Annotated in this window: 16 protein-coding genes, 1 rRNA gene and 2 other annotated features; of the genes, 4 read left to right on the forward strand and 13 right to left on the reverse strand. The window is 43.7% G+C overall.

Features of this window, described 5'->3' with window-relative positions; genetic code table 11:
• Positions 1-243 (reverse strand): 16S ribosomal RNA (locus DP73_RS23695); the annotation flags it as partial.
• 440 nt (positions 244-683) lie between these two features.
• Positions 684-1,949: a tyrosine--tRNA ligase gene (tyrS, locus tag DP73_RS15255; RefSeq protein ID WP_034600590.1), complete on the reverse strand. Its 1,266-nt coding sequence runs from the start codon at positions 1,947-1,949 to the stop codon at positions 684-686.
• Positions 1,950-2,593: 644 nt separating this feature from the next.
• Here tyrS and DP73_RS15260 point away from each other — a divergent pair.
• Positions 2,594-5,248 (forward strand): PBP1A family penicillin-binding protein, encoded by a 2,655-nt coding sequence (locus tag DP73_RS15260; RefSeq protein WP_034600591.1) that lies wholly within the window; start codon positions 2,594-2,596, stop codon positions 5,246-5,248.
• A gap of 413 nt (positions 5,249-5,661) precedes the next feature.
• Here the strand turns inward: DP73_RS15260 and DP73_RS15265 are convergent, their stop codons facing one another.
• Both DP73_RS15265 and DP73_RS15270 read right to left on the reverse strand, forming a co-directional pair.
• Entirely contained in the window at positions 5,662-8,025 is a 2,364-nt protein-coding gene (locus DP73_RS15265) for an endonuclease MutS2 (RefSeq protein WP_034600592.1), read from the reverse strand.
• Between the two features lie 41 nt (positions 8,026-8,066).
• Positions 8,067-10,631, reverse strand: a complete 2,565-nt coding sequence (locus DP73_RS15270) for a U32 family peptidase (RefSeq protein ID WP_034600593.1) — start codon at positions 10,629-10,631, stop codon at positions 8,067-8,069.
• Between the two features lie 364 nt (positions 10,632-10,995).
• On the opposite strand from DP73_RS15270, the gene DP73_RS15275 reads away from it, so the two are divergent.
• The 3 genes from DP73_RS15275 to DP73_RS15285 all read left to right on the forward strand — a co-directional run bounded on the left by DP73_RS15275 (position 10,996) and on the right by DP73_RS15285 (position 13,896).
• Positions 10,996-11,991, forward strand: a complete 996-nt coding sequence (locus DP73_RS15275) for an ABC transporter substrate-binding protein (protein ID WP_034600594.1) — start codon at positions 10,996-10,998, stop codon at positions 11,989-11,991.
• A gap of 206 nt (positions 11,992-12,197) precedes the next feature.
• Entirely contained in the window at positions 12,198-13,100 is a 903-nt protein-coding gene (locus DP73_RS15280) for an ABC transporter permease (protein WP_034600595.1), read from the forward strand.
• Position 13,101: 1 nt separating this feature from the next.
• The gene (locus DP73_RS15285) at positions 13,102-13,896 is read left to right on the forward strand and encodes an ABC transporter ATP-binding protein (protein ID WP_034600596.1); all 795 of its coding nucleotides are present in this window, start codon (positions 13,102-13,104) and stop codon (positions 13,894-13,896) included.
• A 96-nt stretch (positions 13,897-13,992) separates the two neighbouring features.
• Here the strand turns inward: DP73_RS15285 and zapA are convergent, their stop codons facing one another.
• From zapA to DP73_RS15330, 9 genes are all read right to left on the reverse strand, one after another.
• Positions 13,993-14,250, reverse strand: coding sequence for a cell division protein ZapA (gene zapA, locus DP73_RS15290; protein ID WP_014901143.1), 258 nt, complete (start codon positions 14,248-14,250; stop codon positions 13,993-13,995).
• Positions 14,251-14,341: 91 nt separating this feature from the next.
• The gene (gene pheT, locus DP73_RS15295) at positions 14,342-16,747 is read right to left on the reverse strand and encodes a phenylalanine--tRNA ligase subunit beta (protein WP_034600597.1); all 2,406 of its coding nucleotides are present in this window, start codon (positions 16,745-16,747) and stop codon (positions 14,342-14,344) included.
• Positions 16,748-16,760: 13 nt separating this feature from the next.
• Entirely contained in the window at positions 16,761-17,783 is a 1,023-nt protein-coding gene (pheS, locus tag DP73_RS15300; RefSeq protein WP_034600598.1) for a phenylalanine--tRNA ligase subunit alpha, read from the reverse strand.
• A gap of 415 nt (positions 17,784-18,198) precedes the next feature.
• Positions 18,199-18,993, reverse strand: a complete 795-nt coding sequence (locus DP73_RS15305) for an RNA methyltransferase (RefSeq protein ID WP_034600599.1) — start codon at positions 18,991-18,993, stop codon at positions 18,199-18,201.
• A 305-nt stretch (positions 18,994-19,298) separates the two neighbouring features.
• Positions 19,299-19,658, reverse strand: coding sequence for a 50S ribosomal protein L20 (gene rplT / locus DP73_RS15310; protein WP_034600600.1), 360 nt, complete (start codon positions 19,656-19,658; stop codon positions 19,299-19,301).
• Between the two features lie 28 nt (positions 19,659-19,686).
• A complete protein-coding gene (gene rpmI / locus DP73_RS15315) occupies positions 19,687-19,884 on the reverse strand; it encodes a 50S ribosomal protein L35 (RefSeq protein WP_014901138.1) in 198 nt (65 codons plus the stop codon).
• Positions 19,885-19,906: 22 nt separating this feature from the next.
• Positions 19,907-20,422, reverse strand: coding sequence for a translation initiation factor IF-3 (gene infC / locus DP73_RS15320; protein ID WP_034600601.1), 516 nt, complete (start codon positions 20,420-20,422; stop codon positions 19,907-19,909).
• Between the two features lie 32 nt (positions 20,423-20,454).
• Positions 20,455-20,586, reverse strand: a sequence feature (ribosomal protein L20 leader region).
• Between the two features lie 58 nt (positions 20,587-20,644).
• Positions 20,645-22,579: a threonine--tRNA ligase gene (gene thrS, locus DP73_RS15325; protein WP_034600602.1), complete on the reverse strand. Its 1,935-nt coding sequence runs from the start codon at positions 22,577-22,579 to the stop codon at positions 20,645-20,647.
• A 183-nt stretch (positions 22,580-22,762) separates the two neighbouring features.
• Positions 22,763-22,984, reverse strand: a binding site (T-box leader).
• A gap of 92 nt (positions 22,985-23,076) precedes the next feature.
• Positions 23,077-23,949 (reverse strand): putative sporulation protein YtxC, encoded by an 873-nt coding sequence (locus tag DP73_RS15330; RefSeq protein WP_034600603.1) that lies wholly within the window; start codon positions 23,947-23,949, stop codon positions 23,077-23,079.
• Positions 23,950-24,176: the final 227 nt, after the last annotated feature.

Consider the following 24,176-nt stretch of genomic DNA (forward strand, 5'->3'; position numbering starts at 1 on the left):
TTTTGTTTTTAATGACTCTGCGCCCCCCCAGTTCTCCCCCTACGCCTTCGTCGGCAGCGTCAGGAGGGTTATAAGAGACAGTCCAAGGGTTGTCCCGGATTTATGGGTAGGTTACCCACGCGTTACTCACCCGTCCGCCACTAAGAATTTTTCTAAGCAAGCTTATCAAATTCTCCGTTCGACTTGCATGTGTTAGGCACGCCGCCAGCGTTCGTCCTGAGCCAGGATCAAACTCTCCAAAAAAAGTTATTTCAAACTTCTCATTAGAAGAAGATGATTGACTCATGATTTATTTTGAAACTCTTGCGAGTTTCTCTCATTGGCTGTCCTTGTTGTTTAGTTTTCAAAGATCAGGTTTTTTGTTGTGACCCGTTTGGGCCGGAACAACATCTTAGCATTTTCAACTTATGTTGTCAATACCTTAATTTTATTGGCCGTGGAATTAACTGTAATATTGTCTTTAAATTAGCAGTTATTTTTGCGGCACTTCGATATACTACCATCTAATTATTACATTGTCAACTGTTTTTCGAGTAAATTTTCAAGGATTATAATAATCCTCGATGGCAGTTGTCAACGGTGACATAACCCTATTTGACCATACGGTGACAAATTAATGGTTTAAGTACCGAACCGCCTAGTATTATCAGCAGTTCGGTACTTTTATAATAGGGTTACATTAATTATTCTTCGAACTTAATGAGATAGTAGTTTTTCTTACCTCGACGAATAACAAGATACTTCTGATCTAATCTCTCTAGCTGTGAAACTGCTGAATCAACAATGGTATGACGAATATCGTTAATATAGATAGCCCCACTCTCAATAGACTCTCGAGCCTGGCGTTTTGAAGAAACCGCTCCTACTTGGACTAATGCATCAACTAAACTGGTCTCTGGGGATTGGATTGTTGCGGAGGGCACATCACTAAAGCCTTCCTCAATTTCTAGGGCAGTCAGATTTCCTAACCCTCCTCCAAAAAGCGCAGCCGTGATCTTTTCAGCTCGCTCGAGGGCCTCCTGTCCGTGAACTAACTTTGTTACATCCTTTGCCAAAGCCCGTTGAGCATTTCTCTTTTCAGGTTCCTTTTCCACACCTTGGGCAAGTTCATTGATCTCTTCTATAGAAATAAAGGTGAAATATTTCAAGAACTTAACTACATCTTTATCATCTGTATTCAGCCAGAACTGATAGAATTTGTAGGGAGACATTTTTTCTGGATCTAGCCAAACTGCTCCTCCCTCAGTCTTCCCGAATTTGGTTCCGTCACTCTTGGTGACAAGAGGCAGAGTCAGCCCGTGCATTTCCTTTTCTTGAACAGCAGTCCGACGAATTAATTCGATTCCGGCGGTAATGTTACCCCATTGGTCACTTCCGCCGATCTGCATCTCGCATCCGTACATTTCATTAAGCTTTAAGTAATCATAGGATTGCAGAATCATATAGCTAAACTCCGTGAAGGATATCCCTTTGCTCAGACGGGATTCAACTGAATCTTTAGCAAGCATAGCCCCCAGAGGGAAGTATTTGCCGATATCTCTGAGAAATTCAATCACTTGAAGTGAGCCCAACCAATCGTAATTGTTGGCCAATATCGCAGGATTGTCCCCAGTTTCAAAATCTAAGAACCGTCCAAATTGATTCTTAATCTTTTGTGCCCATTGCTCAACAATCTCTTTGGGGTTCAATGTTCTTTCGGAGGCTTTACCGCTTGGATCGCCAATCAGCCCTGTTCCTCCTCCTACTAAGGCAATTGACTTATGCCCGGCAAGTTGAAATCTTCTTAAGACCAAAAGTGGAAGCAAGTGCCCAATATGCAAACTATCCGCAGTGGGATCGAATCCACAATACAACGCCATCGGCCCACTTGATAATCGGTTACGCAATGCATTCTCGTCTGTGTGTTGATAGATTAATCCTCGATCCTTTAATTCTTGAAAAATGTCCATACTTAGTCTCCCTTCTATAGTAGTTAATATGGCACGATTAGTATCTTATATCCGTATTACTAAGTCCAAACATAATTAGGCTTAGAAATAAGGAAATCCCTCAACACAAGGTTGAGGGACGAAAACACTTCCGCGGTACCACCCACATTGAATCCGCTCTGCGCGGAATCCAGCTCTGTCAGCGCTAACGGGCTGAACCCGAGAGTTTTTAAGCTCTAGTCCTGAGGCGTATCTCTTAGTTTCCAGGTCGGTTTGCACCTAACACCGACTCTCTGTTACCTTCCACTAAGTTTGTTCTCAATCATACCATTAATAATGTATACATAGACTAATTTGATATATTATACAATTTCTCTGCCTTACCCGCAACTAACAAATCTAAAGAACCTTATTTAGGTTTCAAAGGCTTACGTTTCTAAGGCAAATTCACTACAATATTACACGGGAAGTTTTGCGAAGCCCAGCGACTACTTTGCCGTATGAGTATCTTTATTTATGCTAGAAATCAAGGAATTGGGAATACATATATCCCACTATTTTCCTATTAATTATTTGGGTTTCCTTGCAACTGTAAAAGTATGATATAATTCAAGGAAATTTAATAGTGTCCACTCCTCATTTTTAATTTTTGGGAGGTTGACTTAATGCCATCATCTAATAATCCAAGGAGGCCTCAGCGTAAGAAGCGCTATTCAAAACGCAGAATTATTTTTTTGTCAATCACGTCCTTTATTTCACTTATTATAGCAGGCTTAGCAATTTTTGTGGTAGTTGCAGCGGCCGGAACCCCGAAATGGAATCCCTCGTTACTAAATGACACCAAGCAATCCTCGCATGTCTATGATAAGGATGGTGTTGAATTTGCAGTATTACACGGCTATGAAAATCGCCAAACTGTCGAGTATTCACAAATTCCCGACCTTGTTAAAAAGACATTCATAGCAGTTGAAGACCGGCGCTTTGAGCAACATTTCGGTGTGGATCCTATTCGTATTGTTGGCTCAGCATTGAATGATATTCGAACCAGGAGTACTAAAGAAGGTGCCAGCACTATCACAATTCAGCTTGCTAGAAACGCCTTTATAGCAAACCCCACTGAGAAAAGATTTACGCGTAAAATTCAGGAGGCCATTCTGGCTATCCAACTGGAGCGAGAATATACCAAAGAAGAAATTCTAACCTTTTACTTAAATAGAATCTTCCTTGGCGAATCTTCATTCGGTATCCAAGCCGCAGCCAAAACTTATTTTGGTAAGGAACTTGACAAATTAACACCTTCAGAAGTTGCTTTATTGGCGGGCTTACCACAAGCCCCAAGTCAGTACAATCCCTATATTCATCCCGATAGTGCCAAAGCTCGACGCACCATCGTCCTTGGAGTAATGCGGGATGCCGGGATTATCACCTCTAAGGAGTATGATCAAGAAAAGGATGCTCCTTTCACCTATGTGGAGGCGATGAAAGAAAGCCGTGGAGGCGCTCAAAAAACAGAAGTAGCTGCTGTTAGTTATAAGTTCCCCTACTTTGTGGATTATGTTATTGAGGAACTGGAAACGAACTATAATTTAACTCCGGATCAAATTTTTAGTGGCGGTTTGCATATTTATACAACTGTTAATCCTAAAATCCAAACTGCTGCCGAGGATGCCTTTGCTAACTCAGCCAATTTTCCACAAGGTATTAATAATACGAAGGTCGAAGGTGCCATAACAGTCGTTGAACCTTCAACCGGAGAAATTCAAGCAATGGTCGGAGGACGGGATTATACCCCCCGGGGATTAAACAGAGCCTGGCAATCTAAGCGCCAACCAGGATCTACGATAAAACCATTAGTTGTTTACGGACCGGCTATTGAAAAGGGTGGCTATTTCCCCGGTACAGTTCTTGATGACATGCCCGTAAGTTATAACGGAGGAAATGGAAAGGCTTGGTCTCCAACTAACTTTGATACAGCAACTAAAGGCTGGAAGGGCCTTATTACCATGCGTCATGCGGTGGAACAATCGGTTAATATCTATGCTGTAAAACTACTGGATCTTATTGGAGTAGACTATGGTTGGTCATTTGGTAAGAACAATCTGGGACTGCCACTTGAACCTGACGATCGTGTTTTAAGCCTCGCTTTAGGAACTACCCATGTAAGTACTAAGGACATGGCTGCAGCTTACGGGGTTTATGCCAACAATGGCGTTAGCGTTTCTGATCATGCCATTGTGAAAGTCGAAGATTCTAAAGGAAATACTGTAATCACCCCTAAAATAACCAAAAACCGTGTTATGAAGGAAACCACTGCCTATATTGTAAACAGCATGCTGCGCAGTGTTGTAACCAGCGGTACCGGAGTCAGCGCTCAGATTGGAAATTGGGCAGTAGCGGGTAAGACAGGAACTTCCTCCTTACCGGATAATCTCAAAAATAAGACCGGAAATACAGATGCTTGGTTTGCTGGATATACTCCCAACTATGCAGCAGTTGTTTGGATGGGATATGACTCTAACCCTGAGGATAAAAACGGTAATCCCGGACCCTATTATTTACGCAGTGTCTATGGCGGCAGCTTTCCCGCCCAAATCTGGAAGAAAGTTATGACGGCTGCTCTTAAGGACCTGCCAGTCCAAACACAATTTGAGCAGCCATCAGGAATCGTGAGCGGCTCCTTCGATACTAAGTCCGGACTTCTTCCCAGTAGTTTGACTCCTTCAGAATTCGTCGCAACGGAAATTGCCGCCCAAGGAGATTTGCCTACCAAGGTCAGTGACGTCTGGATTCAAAAAGAAGTAGACGCAGATAATCCTAATATGTTGGCATCTCCAAATTCCCATAATACTATTACTAAAACCTTTTTGAATTTACCCAATCGTGATCCTTCATGGACTTGGCCATCAAACGAGGTCCCCTATAAGCCACCGACTGAAACTGCCCCAAATAATTCAGTGATTGATCCCATACTCGATTCAGCTCTTGTCCCTCCAGAGAATGAGCTCCCTCCAGACACTTCCCTTCCGTCCCCAGTACTTGGAGAGATTAATTATGATGCCAAAACTTCTCGTGTCACAATCCCTATCTCTGACCCTCCGGGAAACGAAAAGTATTCAGTAATTATTCACATCCAACGCCCAGGCCAGCCTATCGGAAGTATACCGATTTCAAATCCTAAGGGGGCTCTCTCCTTTTCGCTCGCCATAAATGATAAAGCCCCTACCCCAGGTTCCTATTACTTCCGTGCTTCTTATAAAGATCCTAAGAAGTCCGATGTGGGGCCATCCTCTAATACCGTTAAATTAATATTAACTGACTAACAATAAGTCTTTAGAATAATTAAAAGGAGAGCAATGCTCTCCTTTTAATTTGAACTAAATGAAAATATTCATAGCTATGTCTACTCTGGAAAATCCCCCAAAACACTCTAGAGAATAATAGACCCGTAAGAAAGGGCGGCTTCGATCCACAGGAGTGAACTCATTGCATGAAGAGGCGGTAAAGCCCACAAAGCTGACCTGGGGAAGCGCAGCCACGGTTCACCTCAGGTATTACCCAGAGGTTTGGCGAAGCTCCCAGGTCAGCGGGTGGGCCAGCCTCGGAGTGCTGAGTTCGAAGACACTGCTGCAAGAAGGTTTAACCCGTGCGAAGACAGTGTCTTCGTCGCACGAATTAGCTAGTCCTGCACGGATGTGGACGAAGCCGCCCGACCCGAACAACCCCTTATCCTTGGCTACTTCAACTCAACAACCGTTACTCCGGAATCCCCTTCGCCATACTCTCCTAGTCTGAAACTACGTACATGAGGGTGTCCTTTGAGAAAATCTTGGATCCCCGTTCGCATAGCTCCCGTTCCTTTGCCGTGAATAACGTAGATCAATCCGATTCCACCGAGTACAGCATCATCCATATATTTGTCCAAGGCTTCTCGTCCCTCTTCCACCAGCATACCTCTTAAATCAATCTCACTTCGGATTTCCTCGGCCTTTCGAACCCCAATACCCATTTGACGAGAATATCTGGGCGTTGCTTTCTTTTCCTCTTGGGCTAATTTTAGTTCAGTGAGGGGTACCATAACTTTCATGATACCTGCCTGAATAAGAACTTCGCCATTAGAATTGGGAAGCTTAATAACTTGTCCCTTCTGTCTAAGCTTGGTCATATAAACCGTTTGCCCCAGCATAATCTGATCTGCTGACAATTCACTGCCCGACCGCTTAACCTGCCTGCCTTGATCCAGCTTGGACGATATTTTGCGAAATCCCTGTCGCGCCTTTTCAATATCTTGCTGTTGTTTATTTTCTTTTCTCAAAGCAGCTTTTAATTCGTCAATTATAGCTTCAGCCTCACGTTTAGCCTCACGAATGATTTCACTAGCTTCGTCTTTAGCCAAGGCTACTAGAATTTCAAGTTCCTCATCTAAACGAATTGATTTTTCTTCCAAGGCTTTAGTTTGCTTTTCAACCGCTTGACGCCCTGTTTCAGCTTTCTGCTTCTCTATTTCTATCTCACGATGAGTTTCTCCTAAATTTTCAATAAGGTCGGCAACTTGCATTTCTCGTTCGGTTACGAAGGTATTGGCTTTTTCAAGCACCTCCTGGCTTAACCCTAACCGGCCTGCAATTGTAAAGGCATTACTTTTACCGGGGATTCCAATCAGCAACCGATAGGTGGGACGCAGAGTCTCCGTGTCAAACTCTACCGAAGCATTCTTAACCCTCGGAGTCTCATAGGCAAAGGTCTTTAAAGCCCCGTAGTGAGTGGTGGATACAGTTCGGCAGCCCCGTTCATGGAGCTCTGCTAAAATACCCATTGCTAAAGCTGCTCCCTCCGTGGGATCTGTTCCGGCTCCAACCTCGTCGAGTAAGACCAGCGATCGTCCATCTGAGCGCTCAATAATCTCTACGATATTTTTCATGTGTCCGGAGAAGGTACTCAAAGATTGTTCGACACTTTGTTCGTCTCCAATGTCCGCAAATATCTGGGTGAAGACTCCCAGTCGGGAATCACTTTCTGCAGGAATTTGCAGCCCGGACTGATTCATAGCTGCCATAAGCCCAACGACCTTTAAAGCAACTGTTTTTCCTCCGGTATTGGGTCCGGTAATGACTAAAGTGTCAAATTCAATCCCTAGCTCCAGGGAAAGGGGAACAACCCTTCCGCTTATTAGAGGGTGCCTAGCTTGAACAAGCTTGATTTGCTGGCCGGCAACCAACTCAGGGGCTCCTGCGTTCATGGAAACACTTAGGTGAGCTTTAGCGATAACAAGATCTAATTGAGCTAAAGCCTCATGCAGGTCTGCAATCTCATCCCCTCGCCCTTCGATTTGAGCTGAGAGCATCTGCAGAATTCTTTGCACTTCCCGTTGTTCCTTTAAGATTACTTCACGTAATTCGTTACCTAGGTGCACTACCGGCATTGGTTCAATAAATAAGGTGGCACCACTTGCCGATTGATCATGGACAATACCGGGAAATGAGGTCCGATATTCCTGTTTAACCGGTATTACATATCTATCTGAGCGTTGAGTAATAATGGGGTCTTGGAGGATTTTCTGATAACTTGGATTTCGTAAAGTTGCTTCTAAACTTTCTCTAATTCGGTTCTGCAACCTATTGATAGCTCTTCTGAAGTCAGCTAATTCCGGAGTGGCGTTGTCCGCCACTTTTCCATCTTCAGAAATGCAACGAGTTATTTCATCCTCTAGAGGCTTTTGAGGCTCAATCGGCAAAGTAATATCCCATAGCCCCGGAAATTCATCTCGCAAATCCTGCAAGAGTTGCTTGATTTTGCGCCCCACTCGTAAGGTATCTCGAATTTCCAGGAGTTCCTCGCCGTGAATTACCCCTCCCCGTAAGCATCGCTCTATATAGGGACGAATTTCTTTGGCCCCGCGAACTGAAAACAGAGGATTCCCGCGCAGAAGATTCTTACCTTCTTCTGTTTGCTGCAAAGCCAAGCGAACGGATTCTAAATCAACATAAGGTTTCAAACCAATTGCTAATTCTTTTGCTCGAGGTAGGATGCAGTACTCTGCTAAACTTGATAATACTTTTGGAAAGTCCAACTTATGAAGGACTTTATCATCAATTCCCATTCGTTCCTCCTTTGTCTAATCTAAACACGTATCTGACTAAACTATAAAACACCCCTGAAGAAATGACCTTTTGTAAAACCCTCTGGAAAAATTGTGCTCAACTCAGCCATTCCATCATTCGAAGTCCATTTACCCTTTTTAGCCACCTGTAACATATCCCAAGCTTCATTAAATAAGCGTACACTTTGCTGAACTTGGGCCGGTGTTTGTCTGGTCAATTGTAATCGAACCGTTGAAACTCCCATTCGTCGAATTTGAGCAAGTTCCTCATAGAGGTTAAGGATCTTAACATTATAAAGGTGCATCCGGCACTCTTGGTCTGTCTCCACAGGAAAATCGTACTTCATGCGATCACGCAGGAAATGAGATTCTTTCATGCAATTTCTTGCACAGCGTTCTCCTTTTTTTCCTCCAAGGGTTGCCCCTACTGGGCAATACTCACTTACCATCATCTCTAAATCCCCGAAGACTATAACCTCTGTACCTGGCCATTTCGCTAAATAGGCAAGTTGTTCGTGGTGCAATTCGGGAGAGAGGGTTATTCTCTTAGCTCCTAGCTTCCTGAAGTAAGCAAGACTCCCTTCATTAAACACATTTAAAGAATAATCCACTTCGAAGGGCCATTCCCTATCAATGCTCTTTAACATTTCTAACTCTCCGAGGTTAGATATCATGATTTTAGGCTTTACTTCCCACTCTGCCGCTTTTTTAAGATCTATGAGAAGGCTTTCACTCTGAGCTTCGTTTAAGACCCGGGGAAGTCGCCAAACACAATCTACTTTTTGTTTTCTGCAATCTAAGAAGCTGCCTCGAATTTCTTCAAGGGAAAAACTGCGCCGGGAACGCCAGTGCTCTCCGCCAATTAATACCCGTTTTCCTCCAGCTTTGAGGGCAGCCTGGAGGGTCAACGGGTCACTAACAGCCACGGAGACTTGAGGCAGAATGTCTTTCTTTAGGCTAATTGAGCTATTTCTCTCAAAAGCTTGGCCCTCTTTCCAGCGCTCAACTCTCTGTCTGTAGGTTTGCCGATCCACTATTTGCCGCGTTTGTTTCAATAATTCTTCAATTGCCAGACGACGCATTTCATTCAGGTCACTTACCGGCAGCATAATCCCCTCATCAATTTCCATTTCTAACTTGTCCAGCCAAAAAGGTGTTGTCCCTAACCTGCCTAACTGCTGGAAGGCATAGTCAAAGGTCAGCGGCCTTTTCATGGCCATTTGAGCAGGGCTTGCAGAATGAACAGTTGCTTTCCGCTGCGAGCCCATCACTTCTAAACATAATTTTTCACCTACATGCCCTGATAGCCGCATGGTCAGTGGATTTTTGCGCTGTTCTCGTCCCTCTTGGAAGCTATGTCGTGCTCTCTCCATTAGAAGAGCATCATTTGTCTTAAAAACTCTATCTCCTTGCTGGGCGATGCCGGAAAACTCAATCTCAACAGTTTCTCCAGGCAATCCTTCATTCGTCTCTATTCCATTCCTCCAAATAAGCCCAACAGTAACCCCTTCACGCCCTCGCCCGGTCCAAAATTCTATTCCATCTCCGGGGTGGAGTGAGCCTTCTAATTTAATGGATAGCCGACCACGTTCTGATCGGGCTACTCGGCCTAGCCGGGTCCCCCGATTATTGGGGCGAGAATAGCTCATTAGTTCTGCACCCAGATTCTCCCGGAAATATCCATTGGTAAAATCTCTATTGAAAACCTGCAATAATTCCTGATGCTCTGCAGGGGTTAGTAAGGGGGCGACAGCATTACCCTCCTGTTGAACCTCGATCCTATCGATGGCTTGCCTGTAGAGTCGAATAACAGTAGCTACATATTCCGGCCGCTTCATTCTTCCTTCTACTTTAAGAGAATGAATTCCGATTCGTTTTAGCTCTGCTAACTCCTCGGCTAAATTCAGATCCCGTGGACTTAATAAGTGATCCCCAATATTCTGCTCTTCTAATAGGTTCTGCTTCTTGTCATTGATAAGCTGATAGGTCATCCGGCAAGGTTGAGCACAGGTACCGCGATTTCCGCTTCGCCCTCCAATAAAGCTGGACATCAGGCATTGACCTGAATAACCAATACACAGTGCACCATGGACAAACACCTCTAAATCCAGCGGAGTCCTTTCAGAGATAGCCTTCATCTCAGCGGCCGAGGTTTCTCGAGCCAATACAACTCTGCTAAAGCCCAAAGACTCCAGGTGACGAACACCCCAACTCGTATTTACCGTCATTTGTGTACTGGCATGGGTCTCCAATTCAGGAATAATTCTATGAATTAATTCCGCAACTCCAATATCTTGAAGAATTACTGCATCAACACCAATTTCATGTAAGTCATAAAGATAGTTCAGCAGTTCCGGAAACTCTTGATCACTAATCAGAATATTGACTGTTACATACACTTTAACCTGCCGCTCGTGAGCATAGCGAACAGCCTTCTGTAACTCTTCCAAGTCAAAGTTCGCGGCACTTGCTCTGGCACTGAAGCTTTTACCTCCCAGATAAACCGCATCTGTACCGTTTTCTACTGCCGCTTTAAATGCCTCATAGCTGCCTGCCGGCGCTAAAAGTTCTAGTGGTAGGGCTTGCTTTCTCTTGATTTTATCCATGTGATTATTTCACCTATTTCTACAAAGTACATCGCTTATACTGCCCATTCTCTTCCAGTCCATAGGGCAACAACTTTATTATAATTGTTTAGTTTTCATTTGTACAATTAGGGCTTTACTCAGAGAACCTCAACGCAATTGTGAGTGTCTGATAAGGGGTTAATTATTATTACTTCTGCCTGAAGTCTCACTCATTAGCACCATAAATGTAGAAATAATTTCTTATTGACACCCTAGGGCATATCCTTTAAGATTGAGTTAATTAAATATTGGTAGAATTGTAGTACGGTAGGAGTTGGGCGAAAGGCACTTCCTGCGGAGGTGTATTTTTTATGCCCAAGATTAAAGAGGAGGTAATTTAAAGATGAAAAAGTTACTTGCGTTCGGGTTGAGCTTAATGTTGTTACTTAGTTTAGTTGGATGTGGTGCCGCGAAATCAGGAACAAGCACCCCTGCCAAAGATGAGCAAAAGCCATTAAAGATTGGAATCGTTCAAATCGTTGAACACCCTGCTTTAGATAGCGCTCGTCAGGGTTTTCTGGAAACTCTTAAAGCTAACGGCTATGAAGAAGGGAAAAATTTAACCGTTGACTATCAAAATGCCCAAGGGGATCAGTCCATACTCCAATCTATTACCCAAAAGTTCTCTTCCGCCGGACTGGATCTTGTCTTAGCTATCGCAACCCCTTCAGCCCAAGCGATGGCCAGTGCAAGTACAAGTATTCCCATCTTAATTACAGCCGTCACTGACCCAGTTGAAGCAAAATTAGTTAACAGCATGGATAAACCCGGGAAAAACGTCACTGGAACAACTGATATGAACCCTATTAAGGAACAGTTCGAACTAATGAAAACTTTAGTCCCCAGCGTTAAAAAAGTAGGGGTCATCTATAATGCCGGAGAAGTAAATTCACAAGTACAAGTTGCCATTGCCAAGAAAGTTGCTGCTGAACTCGGCCTAGAGATCGTGGAAGCAACGGTCACTACCAGTGCAGATGTACTTCAAGCCAGCCAATCATTGATTGGAAAAGTTAATGCCATCTATGTCCCTACAGATAATATGGTGGTTTCTGCTGCCCAGTCTGTTGTACAGATTTCCCACAAGAATAAAATCCCCATTATTTCCGGCGAGAGCAGCGTGGTAGATAAAGGTGCTTTAGCAACTATCGGAATTAACTACAAAAACCTTGGCAAACAAACTGGGGAAATGGCTCTTCGCGTTGTCAAAGGAGAGAAACCACAAGATATGCCTATTGAAGCCCAAAAGGACTTTGATACCGTGCTCAACCAATCAGCCATTGATCTCTTTGGGATAACTGTCCCTGAGGATATTGCCAAAAAAGCAGTTATTGTAAAATAGACATTACAATATTATTAGGTCCCGGATAATTGACAAAACCTCTTGTTAAATATGTTCCGCCGCTCCCACTTCTTGTAAGTGGGAGCATCATTCTTTGCTTGGTATGGATGTGTCAATCTATTACTCCTTATTGAAATATCCAGGTTCAGTAGGCGCTGAACAAGTTCACATATTCGCAGCAAATATAATTGGGGTGTTGAAGAAATATGTTCTCACAAATAGCTCTCGGTACAATGGAACAGGGTTTAATGTATGCGATCATGGTATTAGGTGTTTATCTGACCTATCGAATTCTTGATTATGCGGATTTGTCTGTAGACGGGAGTTTTACCCTTGGTGCCGCTACAGCGACATCAATGATCGTCGGAGGGACTGACCCATGGTTAGCCACTGGAATGGCGTTTATTGCCGGAACCCTTGCCGGGTTATTTACGGGAATACTTCATACCAAGTTTAAAATTACACCACTACTTTCAGGAATTTTAACTATGACTGCCCTCTATTCAATCAATCTTCGCGTCATGGGCAGAGCAAATATCTCACTCCTGGGATCGCGAACGGTCTTCACTGATTTTGCCAAGTTTCCTTTTATGGAAGAGTACGGTGTCTTCGTCCTCTGCTTAATCTCCGTTGTCTGCTTAGGGGCTGTCATATACTTTTTCCTGCAAACGGAATTAGGCCTGGCCTTACGAGCCACAGGGGATAACGAACTAATGATTCGCAGCCTGGGTGTAAACACTGACCTTATGAAAATTCTTGGCTTATCCCTATCCAATGGTTTAGTTGCCTTCGCCGGGAGCTATGTGGCTCAAAAACTTCAGTTTGCTGATGCCAGTATGGGAATTGGAATGATTATTGCCGGTTTGGCTTCAGTTATTATTGGCGAAGTATTAATTGGAACTTCCTCTATCGGCCGAGCCATTTTCGCCGTTATCTGCGGAGGGGTTATCTATCGGGCGATCATTGCTGTTGTTTTACAATTAGGTTTAGAGGCCACGGACTTAAAACTAATTACAGCTTTCATCGTAATCATCGCTTTGGTTTCTCCAAATATTCGCCGAAGTCTCTCCTCATTGCTTAAAGGTATACAGGGAAAGGAGGCTCAGTAATATGTTAAATGTTCGAGAGATATTGAAAACCTTCAACCTGGGAACCATTAATCAAAAAATTGCTTTGAATAAGCTCAGTCTGGAACTCTTCCCCAATGATTTTGTTACGGTAATCGGCAGCAATGGAGCCGGAAAATCCACACTCTTAAATGCCATTGCCGGGAATTTCTTTGTTGATTCCGGTAAAATAGCGATTGAAAATGCTGACATCACGCGCCTTCCTGCCCATAAACGGGCTGACATGATCAGTCGGGTTTTCCAAGACCCTTTATCCGGTACTGCAGCTTCAATGACCATCGAAGAAAATCTCATTATGGCCTATCGGCGAGGAAAGACTCGCCGCTTACGCCCGGCCATCGGCACCAAAGAAAGAGACTTATTTCGTGTCAAACTTGAGAAACTGGGTTTAGGACTGGAAAATCGATTGACCCATCGAGTAAGCCTCTTGTCGGGAGGGCAGCGCCAAGCCTTAACACTCTTAATGGCAACTTTACAAAAGCCCAAATTGCTGCTTCTTGACGAGCACACCGCAGCCCTGGATCCTAAGACTGCGGAAAAGGTTTTAGAGTTGACCTGTAATGTCACAGAACAAGAGCATCTTACTACTTTAATGATTACTCACAATCTTGACCATGCTCTAACCTTTGGGAATCGAACCATTATGATGCATGAAGGCCGTGTAATTCTTGATATAAAAGGGACAGAACGAAATAATATGACCATTAGCAACTTGCTTGAAATGTTCGAGAAAGCCAGTGGGGCGCACATGAATACAGATCGTATGATTCTGGCCTAGGCTTTTTCCTTTCACTCTGTAAATAAAACCACGACCGATTAATTTACCGGTCGTGGTTTTATTGCGTCTTGATGCTGCCTGGGGCAGCGGCCAGAGCTACTCTGTCTTCTCCCCAAGCAGCTGCATTAAAGTTTCTTGCTCTTCTTTAAGCTTAGCAAGTTCATCAGCAAAATTCAGTGCAGTTAAGACCGCAGTCTGGTGAACACTCAAGCGAGGCAACCGTTGAGCGATCAGACGCATCTTCTTATCTACTTCATGCGCTAAGCCTTGGATATAGGATGCTGTTCCCTCACCGCGGACTACATGTTTTTCTCCAAAAATCTCAACAGTTATCTTAACCGGTTCTTGTGCCACGATTTCCCCTCGCTCTCTTGTACGCGTCCCTTCTTGCTAACCTACTGCAGAGACACTTTGCCGTCTATGAGCTGTTTAAGCTGTTTATTTTCTATTTTCGCCGTTCCGCTCCAAAATCCTGCTGAATTCCCTCTAAAATACGCGAATTCAGTAGACTTACTTCCTCATCAGTTAGGGTACGTTCTAAGGACTGATAGCGCAGGGTAAAGGCTAAACTCTTATGTCCCTCTGCTATAGGTTTCCCAGTATAGACATCAAATATTTCTACATGCTGCAGCAAATTGCCACCGAGTTTGCGGATTTTTGACATAACCGCTTCGGCTGACGTCTCTGCTGCCACAACAACTGCTAAATCTCTCTGGATTGCAGGGAAACGAGGAATGGAATGAGCTCGGACGGTTTGTCTGATTTTCTTGAACAAGGGCTCCATTTCTAATTCGAATAGCACAGCTCGCTCAAGTCCCCACTCTTTTTCTAGTGAAGGATGGATTTCCCCTAAGAAGCCAATACACTCATTCTGTAAGTAGATATCTGCAGAACGTCCAGGGTGCAGTAAGGATTGATTCTCAGCCAGGCGATATTCCAGTTTAAGCCCGAATTCTTGAGCGACTGCTTCCATGATGCCTTTAAGATAATAGAAATCATAACTACTTGACTGGTTGAACCAATGTCGGTCGCTCTTCCCTACGGCAACAGCGGCTACGCGCAATTCTTCTCTGGGGAGCTTCTTCAGTGGCTGTTCATCCCCCCAGTAGGTATTTCCTATCTCGAAAATACTTACATCCGTGTTACGACGTGCCACGTTGCGAGCGGCCACATCCAGCAGGCCTGGGATTAGGGAAGTACGCATCACCCCGAGTTCTTCTCTTAAGGGATTGAGTAAGGGAATAGAATGCTTTGCACTGCCCCATTGAGCATCTGCTTCTGCACGAGTGAAGGTATAAGTTAGTACTTCATCCAACCCGGACTGGGCCAATACTTTTCGCATCCGCCGACGGAACTCTTGCTCAGGAGTTCTCCTGCCTTGAGTTTGATCCCCTTGCGGCAAAGTAGTTGGAATCCGGTCGTAACCAATCAGGCGAGCTACTTCTTCCATAAGATCTTCTTCAATCTCTATATCTGAACGATAGGTCGGAATTTGAACCTGAAATAAACCATCATTTTCTTGATACTCAAAGTTTAAATCCTCAAGTACTTGGTGAATTTCAGAAACTGCAAGCTCAATTCCCAGAACTGTAGAGGTACGTTCCGTGGATAAAGCAACTTGCCGACGAGGTGGGATATGCTTGACTTCATCCACAAAGGCCACCGGTCGCCCCGCCCCTAAGTCTTGGAGCAAATCACATACTCGTCCCAGAGCGGCAACGACTCCAGAGACATCGATGCCCTTTTCAAAACGGTTCGACGCCTCAGATCTAAGGCCTAAGCGGCGGCTTGTGCGACGGACACTAACGGAGGAGAAGTGGGCGGATTCAATCATTAAGCTTTTTGTCGTCTCCGTCACTTCACTGTCTAAACCGCCCATTACCCCAGCAACAGCTAAAGGTTGACTGTCATCAGCAATGAGTAATGTGTGGGGGTTTAAGGTACGCTCCACATTATCCAGGGTAACAATTTTTTCTTCGGGTTGTGCGACTCTTACATGAACATTTCCCTTAATTTTCTCCCGATCAAAGGCGTGTAATGGTTGCCCCATCTCCATCATTACATAATTAGTAATATCTACTATGTTGTTAATGGGTCGAACACCGGCAGCCTTGAGTCTGCGCTGCATCCATTCGGGTGAAGGTTCAATATGGACATCCTCAACCATTAAGCCGGCATAACGCCAGCATAAATCTTTATCTTCGATGATAATTCGCAGATCTGTTGCTACAGGTAAGGAAAGGACTTGGCTTTGATCTGCCCACTTTGGTAAATGAGGTTTTTTCTGAGTAAGAGAGGCTACTTCACGAGCTACGTTGACCATAGCTAAGCAATCCGGGCGGTTGGGATAAAGCTCTAAATCTAAGACGCTGTTATCAAGACCTAGATAGTGACCGAAGCTCTCCCCAATGGGAGCAGTGGACGGCAGAATAAGGATTCCATCTGAACTGCGATCCAGTCCTACTGTGTCATCAAGGAGCAGTTCTTCCCGAGAACATAGCATGCCCAGGGAGACAACCCCTCTGAGTTTGGATTTTTTAATCGAAAGCCCATTCGGTAGGTTTGCTCCTATTAAGGCAACTGGAATCCTGTCACCGGTCAACAAATTCTGGGCACCAGTCACGATTGTTACTTCCTCATGACCCACACTCACTGCACAAACTAACAAGCGATCTGCATCGGGATGCTTTGTTAAACTAAGAATCTCACCAATGACTACTTTTTCGAAGCCTTTATTCAGGTCCTCGACATCTTCAACTTCTATCCCACCGCGGGTTAGGGTCTCCGCCAACTCTACTGCACTCTGGTCTATATCCACAAGTTCGCGCAACCATTCTAAACTGACTTTCATGAACCTTTCCCCCTTAAAACTGCTGCAAGAATCGTAAATCGTTATCAAATAAGAGTCTCATATCTTCAATTCCATACTTAAGAATTGCAATTCGCTCTACACCCATACCAAAAGCAAATCCGGTGACAGCCTGAGGATTGTATCCACCCATCTCTAAAACCTTTGGATGAACCATCCCCGAGCCTAAAATCTCTATCCATCCCGTTCCTTTGCAAAGCCGGCATCCTGCCCCTCCACAGAGCATACAAGACACATCTACCTCTGCACTTGGTTCAGTGAACGGGAAAAAACTAGGCCTTAAACGGATTTCTCTGGACTCGCCGAACATCTCCCGGGAAAAGTTTAAGAGAATCCCCTTAAGATCAGACATCCGGATGCCCTGGTCAACTACCAGCCCTTCAACCTGGTGAAACATGGGGGAATGGGTAGCATCATCATCGTTACGATAGACTTTTCCCGGGGCAATAATTTTCACAGGAAGCTGAGGATGCAGCTTCTCCATAGTTCGAACCTGAACAGGAGAGGTCTGTGTACGAAGTAAAATCTCTTCGGTTATATAGAAGGAGTCTTGCATCTCACGGGCGGGATGTTCCTTAGGAAGATTAAGGGCTTCAAAGTTATAGTAGTCTGACTCAATTTCCGGTCCTTCGGCAATCTGAAAACCCATACCTAAAAAGATATCTTCAATCTCTTCGATAACCTGGGTGAGAGGGTGGATATGTCCTCTGGAAATACGAGTCCCCGGCAAGGTAATATCAATACGTTCCGTTGCCAGTCTCATTTGCAAGGCCATTGCTTCTAGTTCCGCACTTCGTTCTTCCCAGGCCTGTTCCAGACGAGAACGAACCTCATTGACTACTTGACCCATAATAGGCCTTTCCTCAGGGCTTAAGCTTCCCATCTGACGAAGCATTGCGGTTAAGGAGCCTTTTTTACCTAAGATTTTAACTTTCAGCTCCTGGAGAGCCTCAGGACTTTCCAACTCCCTAAGGTTTCTTAAGGCCTCTTCTTTAATGCGCAGTATTTCACTCTTCAAGTAAATCACCCTTTCCAAAATCCATATCGATATAAGCTAATCAACATAAAAAAACGCCCGTCCCTCGAAAAGGGACGAGAGTTATTCTCGCGGTACCACCCTAGTTTGGTATATTCAACCACACTCAAGCTCCAATTAACGGTGGATACCGGGTCTACCTACAAATCAATAGACCACTCACAGGGGAAATTAAACCTCTACAGACCCGAGGAGGATATCTTCCTAGCCGGTTCTCAATCTTGACCCTGCTTCCCTGTAAAGAAAATATCCTTTTAACCTGATCATCGTTTTATACTACTGCCTATAAAATTTTAGGACTCATTATAAGTCTCCACTATACCAGAATCAACCCAATGAAGACATTCCCAAGCACTTATCAATGTTTAGAGAAATTATAGCATATTACTTCGTCGTTTTACAAGAATCCCCTTTGGCGAACAACTTCATAAAGCAAGATCCCCGTGGCCATAGCGACATTTAGGGACTCTACTTCTTGGGCCATAGGAATAGTAATCCGCTGAATATCTGCCTCGCGAAAGGACTGAGACGGACCTTTACCCTCGTTTCCGACAATAATAGCTAAGGGGCCATCTGCTAGCTTTGCCTGATAAATGGGAGTCCCTTGCACATCACCCATTAAAACATTAAGATTCTGATTCCTACAAAAGCTTAGAATATCTTCCGGCGATTGACCGGGCAGAAGAACTAACGAAAAAATTGCCCCCATGGTACTTCGTAAGACCTTCGGATTATATAAATCAACAGTCCCGGGAGTTAGGCAAACATTGCTGACTCCAGCAGCTAACGCTGTGCGTAAAATAGTTCCCAAATTTCCGGGATCTTGAATACCATCCACAACCAGAACCACTGTCTTGGAATCAATATGTAAATCTGACCACGAATAAGTTGTTTGGCGGACTAGGGCTAAAATCCCTTGAGGCTCCTCTGTAGCGCTCATCTTACGCAGGACACGAGGATCTACTTCCTCGTAAGGAATCCCTCGCTCCACTAGCTTTGTCCGAATATGCCGCCATTCTAAGGCTTCATAGTCTAAGCAAACAAAGACCTTAATAAGCGGCGCGTTTCTACGCACTCCCTCTTCGACAAATCGCCATCCCTCAATAACATAGGCATTGGACTCCTCACGAGCTTTACGCCTTTGTAAAGAGGCAACATATTTAACCTGCTCATTTTGTAATGACTCAATCACTCTTTGCCCACCTCCGTACAAATTTGTTCAGCTTTAGCTTGATTTGCTAAATTAAAGTCATGCTTCAACCGTGGTCGACACTTTTAAACAAGAGAGAATGACCTGAATACATACCGGATATATGAGTATTTGGTTAATCTGCAGGGTAAACCAAGACTTTCAGCAGTTATCCTTGCATAAAGAAAACTTGGCTGGCACCCGAAGACACTGTCTTCGCACGGGTTAAACCTTCTTGCAGTATATAACGTAAGTTTATACTTTCTGATAGTATGAAGAAAAAGAGGATGCTTTGCATCCTCCTAAACTTACGCTTTAATTTGTGCTTTCGCGACATTAACAATTTCGGTAAACGCTGCAGCATCACTGATTGCGAGTTCTGCTAACATTTTGCGATTGACGGAAACTCCAGCCATTTTCAATCCGTTCATCATACGACTGTAGGATAAACCATTGATACGGGCAGCTGCGTTAATTCTGGCAATCCAAAGCTTTCGGAAGTTGCCTTTATTATCTTTTCTGTGAGCATAAGAATATGCTAATGACTTTAAGACTTGTTCATTCGCCGGACGATAGAGTTTGCTCTTTCCTCCACGATATCCTTTTGCTAGCTTTAATATCTTTTTGTGGCGTTTATGCTTAGTTATGCCTTTTTTTACACGAGCCATTTCGAAGACCTCCTTTTACCTCAAGTTTTTATAGATAGACAATTAAATTAGCAATCCGTTTTGCATCGGTCTTATGCATTACGGTTGATTTACGTAAATTCCGCTTTCTCTTGGGTGATTTTTTCTCTAAAATATGACTGGTGAATGCATGCATGCGGACAATTTTACCGGTTCCCGTCTTCTTAAAGCGCTTTGCTGCGCCGCGATGTGTTTTCATTTTAGGCATTGTGTTTTATCCCCCTTTTGCATTAATCGTGTTTAATAGAAGCTAGAATCATGATCATATTTCGACCTTCAAGTTTTGGTTCGCGTTCTACGGTAGACTCGGCTTTACAAAACTCGGCCAGTCTTATACATAGGGCTCTACCAAGCTCAGGATGAGTGACTTCACGTCCGCGGAACATTATTGTCACTTTAACTTTATCCCCATCTTGAAGAAAACGTTGGGCGTTACGGGCTTTGGTCTCAAAGTCATGGTCCTCAATATTCGGACGCAGTTTGACTTCTTTAATTTCCATGCTCTTTTGCTTCTTACGAGCTTCTTTATCTCGTTTAGCCTGTTCATACTTATACTTGCCGTAGTCCATTAATTTGCATACCGGGGGCTTAGCCGTCGGTGCAATCTCTACGAGATCTAACGATTTCTCGACCGCTAGGCTTAGGGCATCTCTAGAGGTCATAATCCCGAGTTGCTCTCCCTCTTCACCGACGAGACGAACATCCCTTACTCGGATTTCGTCATTAATTCTTAAGTCCTTGCTAATAAGAGACCACCTCCTAAAAATTTTTTATTAATTTCAAAACAAAAAGACGGATGGATAACCACCCGTCTTCTAAACAATCACAAAGCAAACTTTAAGCTCAGGACCAGAAGAACCTTACCGACAAATGCCGTAAGGTGAGAAGCGGATGGCTTCTGCTTGACATCGTATATCTTACATCAAAACTATTACATTGTCAATTGCCTAATTAAACAAACGTATAATCTACTTTTCTTTACTGGTTGCCTTCAAAGCTTTTTTGCTGGCAATTTCTTCTTGTACAAGCGTAATGAAAGCATCTACGGACATTTTTTCCCCTGCATCTCCCTGACCATACCTACGAACAGCTGCCATGTTAGACTCGGCTTCCTGATCTCCTACGACAAGCGTAAATGGAATTTTTTCCGTTTGGGCCTCTCGAATTTTATAACTGATTTTTTCCTTGCGCTCATCTGTTTCAACTCTGATGTCGAGATCGTTAAGACGGGATGCCAGAGATTTAGCATACTCATGATGACGTTCGCTGATTGGCAGGATACGTACTTGAACCGGCGCCAGCCAAACGGGAAAAGCCCCTGCATAATGCTCGGTCAGAAGGGCAATAAAGCGTTCGATACTTCCGTATACGACCCGATGAATCATTACCGGTCGGTGCTTTTGTCCATCTTCACCAATATAGGATAAATCAAATTTCTCAGGCATTTGGAAGTCAAGTTGAATCGTACCGCATTGCCAGGTTCGATCCAGGCAATCCTCTACATGGAAATCGATTTTAGGGCCATAAAAGGCTCCGTCACCAGGATTAACTTTATACTCTATCCCTTTCTCTTCTAAGGCCTCTTGAAGAGATCTGGTGGCAGTTTCCCAATCCTCATCTGAACCCATGGAATCTTCCGGGCGTGTGGATAATTCAACATGATAATCAAAGCCAAAAACTTTATAGAAATAATCAACGAGTTCAATTACGCCGATTAGTTCTTCCTTAATTTGGGATGGCAGCATAAAGATGTGGGCATCATCTTGAGTAAAATTGCGAACCCTTAATAATCCGTGCAGGGCACCTGAAAGCTCATGCCGATGCACCAGTCCCAGCTCCCCGACTCGAAGGGGCAGGTCACGATAACTGTGCATCTTTGTTTTATACATGATCATACCACCGGGGCAGTTCATTGGCTTTACTGCAAAATCTTGATCATCTATTTCTGTAAAATACATATTCTCTTTGTAATGATTCCAGTGCCCGGATTGTTCCCACATTGATCGATTCAAGATGATCGGAGTTTTTATTTCTTGATATCCCCGTCTGCGGTGTTCTTTTCTCCAAAAATCCTCCAGCTCATTGCGCAAGATCATGCCTTTAGGATGAAAAAACGGGAATCCTGGGCCCTCTTCGTGTAAACTAAAGAGATCCAGCTCTAAACCTAGTTTGCGATGATCACGCCGTTTTGCTTCTTCTAATTTGAATAAGTGCTCTTCTAGATCTGCAGGTTTTGCAAATGCTGTTCCGTAAATACGTTGGAGCATCTTATTCTTTTCGCTCCCGCGCCAATATGCACCGGCTAGGCTCATAAGTTTAAAGGCTTTAATATTTGCCGTTGACGGTAGATGGGGTCCCGCGCAAAGGTCAGTAAAATTCCCTTGAGTGTACATGGAAATAGTAGCATCCTCAGGAAGTCCTTCAATTAGCTCCACCTTGTACTTTTCCCCTAACTCATTAAAATGACTTAGAGCTTCTTCTCGAGTGACCTCTCGGCGCTTATATTCGTTCTTTTCCTTGACAAGACGCATCATTTCTTTCTCAATGCTTGCTAAGTCCTCCGGAGTAAAGACATGCTCCGAATCGAAGTCATAGTAGTATCCCTTAGCGATTGACGGTCCTATTCCGAACTTTGTACCCGGAAATAGATTAGCTACAGCTTCGGCCATCAAGTGCGCCGTGGAGTGTCTTAATACGTCAAGTCCTTCATCGCTGTCTATAGTTACGATCTCAACAGCTGCATCTTCAGTAAGCTGGCAAGAAAGATCCTTCATTTTGTCGTTAACTTTACCCGCCACAGCTACCTTGGCTAATCCTCGAGATATGGAAGCTGCAAGCTCTGCAATTGTCGTTCCTTGTTCAACCTCTCGTACTGAGCCATCTTTTAAAGTAATCTTAATCATCGAAATCACTCCTTACCTTAGTTTAAAATTTTGGCTATCTTTTTACTAGTAGATTCTTTAAATCTCTAGCAAGTAAAGAACACTTGTTCACACAAACTCCCGCCGAAGGTCTCAACCTAGGTGAACTTTAAAAATACAAGTTTGGGCTTCTGCTTGGTAAAACAAAAACTCTCGTCCCTACTAAGTAGGGACGAGAGTTTACTCCCGTGGTTCCACCCAATTGAAAAGGCTTATTAACCCCTTTCGCTCGATCCCTTAACGCGGGAAACGGCTAAGCTTACTTATTTCAGCCCAACACTCAAGGGTGGTCTTCTCCTATACGATCGCGAGAAATGCTTTCAGCCTTTGGCATTCCCTCTCTTGCACGATAGGGTTCTAGGATACTCTCCCCATCAATGATTTAAAATGTATTTTAATATGAGGTTTCATTTAACTGACATTCCTAAATCCAAGAATTAAGGAATATTACTCATTATAACAAAGATCTTTCTTATCTGTCAAAACTTTTCACACAAGGCACAACCTTGACAGTCGTGAACACGATTCCCAAAGACATTACGAATGGTCTCTAAAGTGTCTTTATATCCCTCATACCGAATATGTAAGGTGATTTCCCGCGGTGCCACAGCAATTAATGCACTTACCAATAAATCTTCGTACCCTAACTCGTGAATATTGTCTAGTTGGTAATCTTCAAGGAATTGATGAGTTACTTTGACCCCCTCATCATTGTAGAGATGAAATTTTCCCTGGGGTGTCATGCCGACATGTAAACACTCAAGCCGTGGCTTTTGACTATCTACAAAGTGCTTTAGCAGTTCAATAAACTCAATGTATTCTCTTTCGACAATATACTCCTCTATGGCAAACTCCACTGCTTTATTCACTTCACTCTTATAGTCGCTGGCTCGAAAACGCAGAAAGCCTTCAATATCGAATACTGAACTATCGTCTAAACAATTTAAAATCTGGGTGACCAGGCTTGTTTTGCGGTTAACCCGATTCCCTCGAACTTGACCCAGTCCCTTATTCAAATAGTCTAAAGCCTTATTCAAAAGCATTTTCCAATTATCTTGTTTTAAGTCAGGCCGTTTCTTAAGTATCCTTACAACATGGTCTTTCTCCCAATGAAGTAAGATTGTCTCGGCTAAAGCATTCGCTAAATAATAGCGGTGGATCTTCTGAACCACCTCTTCATTTTCCATGGTTTCTAATGAAGAATCTTGGAACTGACACTCAATCACCCAGCGTTTCCCTTGTTGATGCTCTATAATTTGAAAAGGGAGTTCTTCTTGGTCTTGCAGTTCTTGTAAACGTGCACAGATACTCTCCCGATAATATTGAGTTCCTAATTGTACGGAATGTTCCACTGGCACCCCTCCATATTAGAGTATATGACCTTACTTAAGCCATATTTCGGTTGGGCCAATCTATTAGTACTTTTAATTTTTAAAAATACATTGGACATTCCTTAATATTTCCATAAATTCAAGTTTTGATTCTACTTCAAGACAAATATTATAAACGGGAACGATCTCTTTAAAACAATTGTTTCAAAGGGATCGTCCCCGTTAAACGCTATTAGAAAATAGACTAT

The sequence above is a fragment of the Desulfosporosinus sp. HMP52 genome (genome assembly GCF_000765145.1).
Taxonomy (GTDB): Bacteria; Bacillota; Desulfitobacteriia; order Desulfitobacteriales; family Desulfitobacteriaceae; genus Desulfosporosinus.

What these genes read in the sequence shown, in the direction of transcription:
- DP73_RS15280 (WP_034600595.1), top strand. Translation starts at nt 12,198, where the DNA reads ATGTTCTCACAAATAGCTCTCGGTACAATGGAACAGGGTTTAATGTAT.
- thrS (WP_034600602.1), bottom strand. Translation starts at nt 22,579, where the DNA reads ATGATTAAGATTACTTTAAAAGATGGCTCAGTACGAGAGGTTGAACAA.
- tyrS (WP_034600590.1), bottom strand. Translation starts at nt 1,949, where the DNA reads ATGGACATTTTTCAAGAATTAAAGGATCGAGGATTAATCTATCAACAC.
- rplT (WP_034600600.1), bottom strand. Translation starts at nt 19,658, where the DNA reads ATGGCTCGTGTAAAAAAAGGCATAACTAAGCATAAACGCCACAAAAAG.
- DP73_RS15285 (WP_034600596.1), top strand. Translation starts at nt 13,102, where the DNA reads ATGTTAAATGTTCGAGAGATATTGAAAACCTTCAACCTGGGAACCATT.
- DP73_RS15265 (WP_034600592.1), bottom strand. Translation starts at nt 8,025, where the DNA reads ATGGGAATTGATGATAAAGTCCTTCATAAGTTGGACTTTCCAAAAGTA.
- DP73_RS15275 (WP_034600594.1), top strand. Translation starts at nt 10,996, where the DNA reads ATGAAAAAGTTACTTGCGTTCGGGTTGAGCTTAATGTTGTTACTTAGT.
- DP73_RS15270 (WP_034600593.1), bottom strand. Translation starts at nt 10,631, where the DNA reads ATGGATAAAATCAAGAGAAAGCAAGCCCTACCACTAGAACTTTTAGCG.
- rpmI (WP_014901138.1), bottom strand. Translation starts at nt 19,884, where the DNA reads ATGCCTAAAATGAAAACACATCGCGGCGCAGCAAAGCGCTTTAAGAAG.
- DP73_RS15260 (WP_034600591.1), top strand. Translation starts at nt 2,594, where the DNA reads ATGCCATCATCTAATAATCCAAGGAGGCCTCAGCGTAAGAAGCGCTAT.
- pheT (WP_034600597.1), bottom strand. Translation starts at nt 16,747, where the DNA reads ATGAAAGTCAGTTTAGAATGGTTGCGCGAACTTGTGGATATAGACCAG.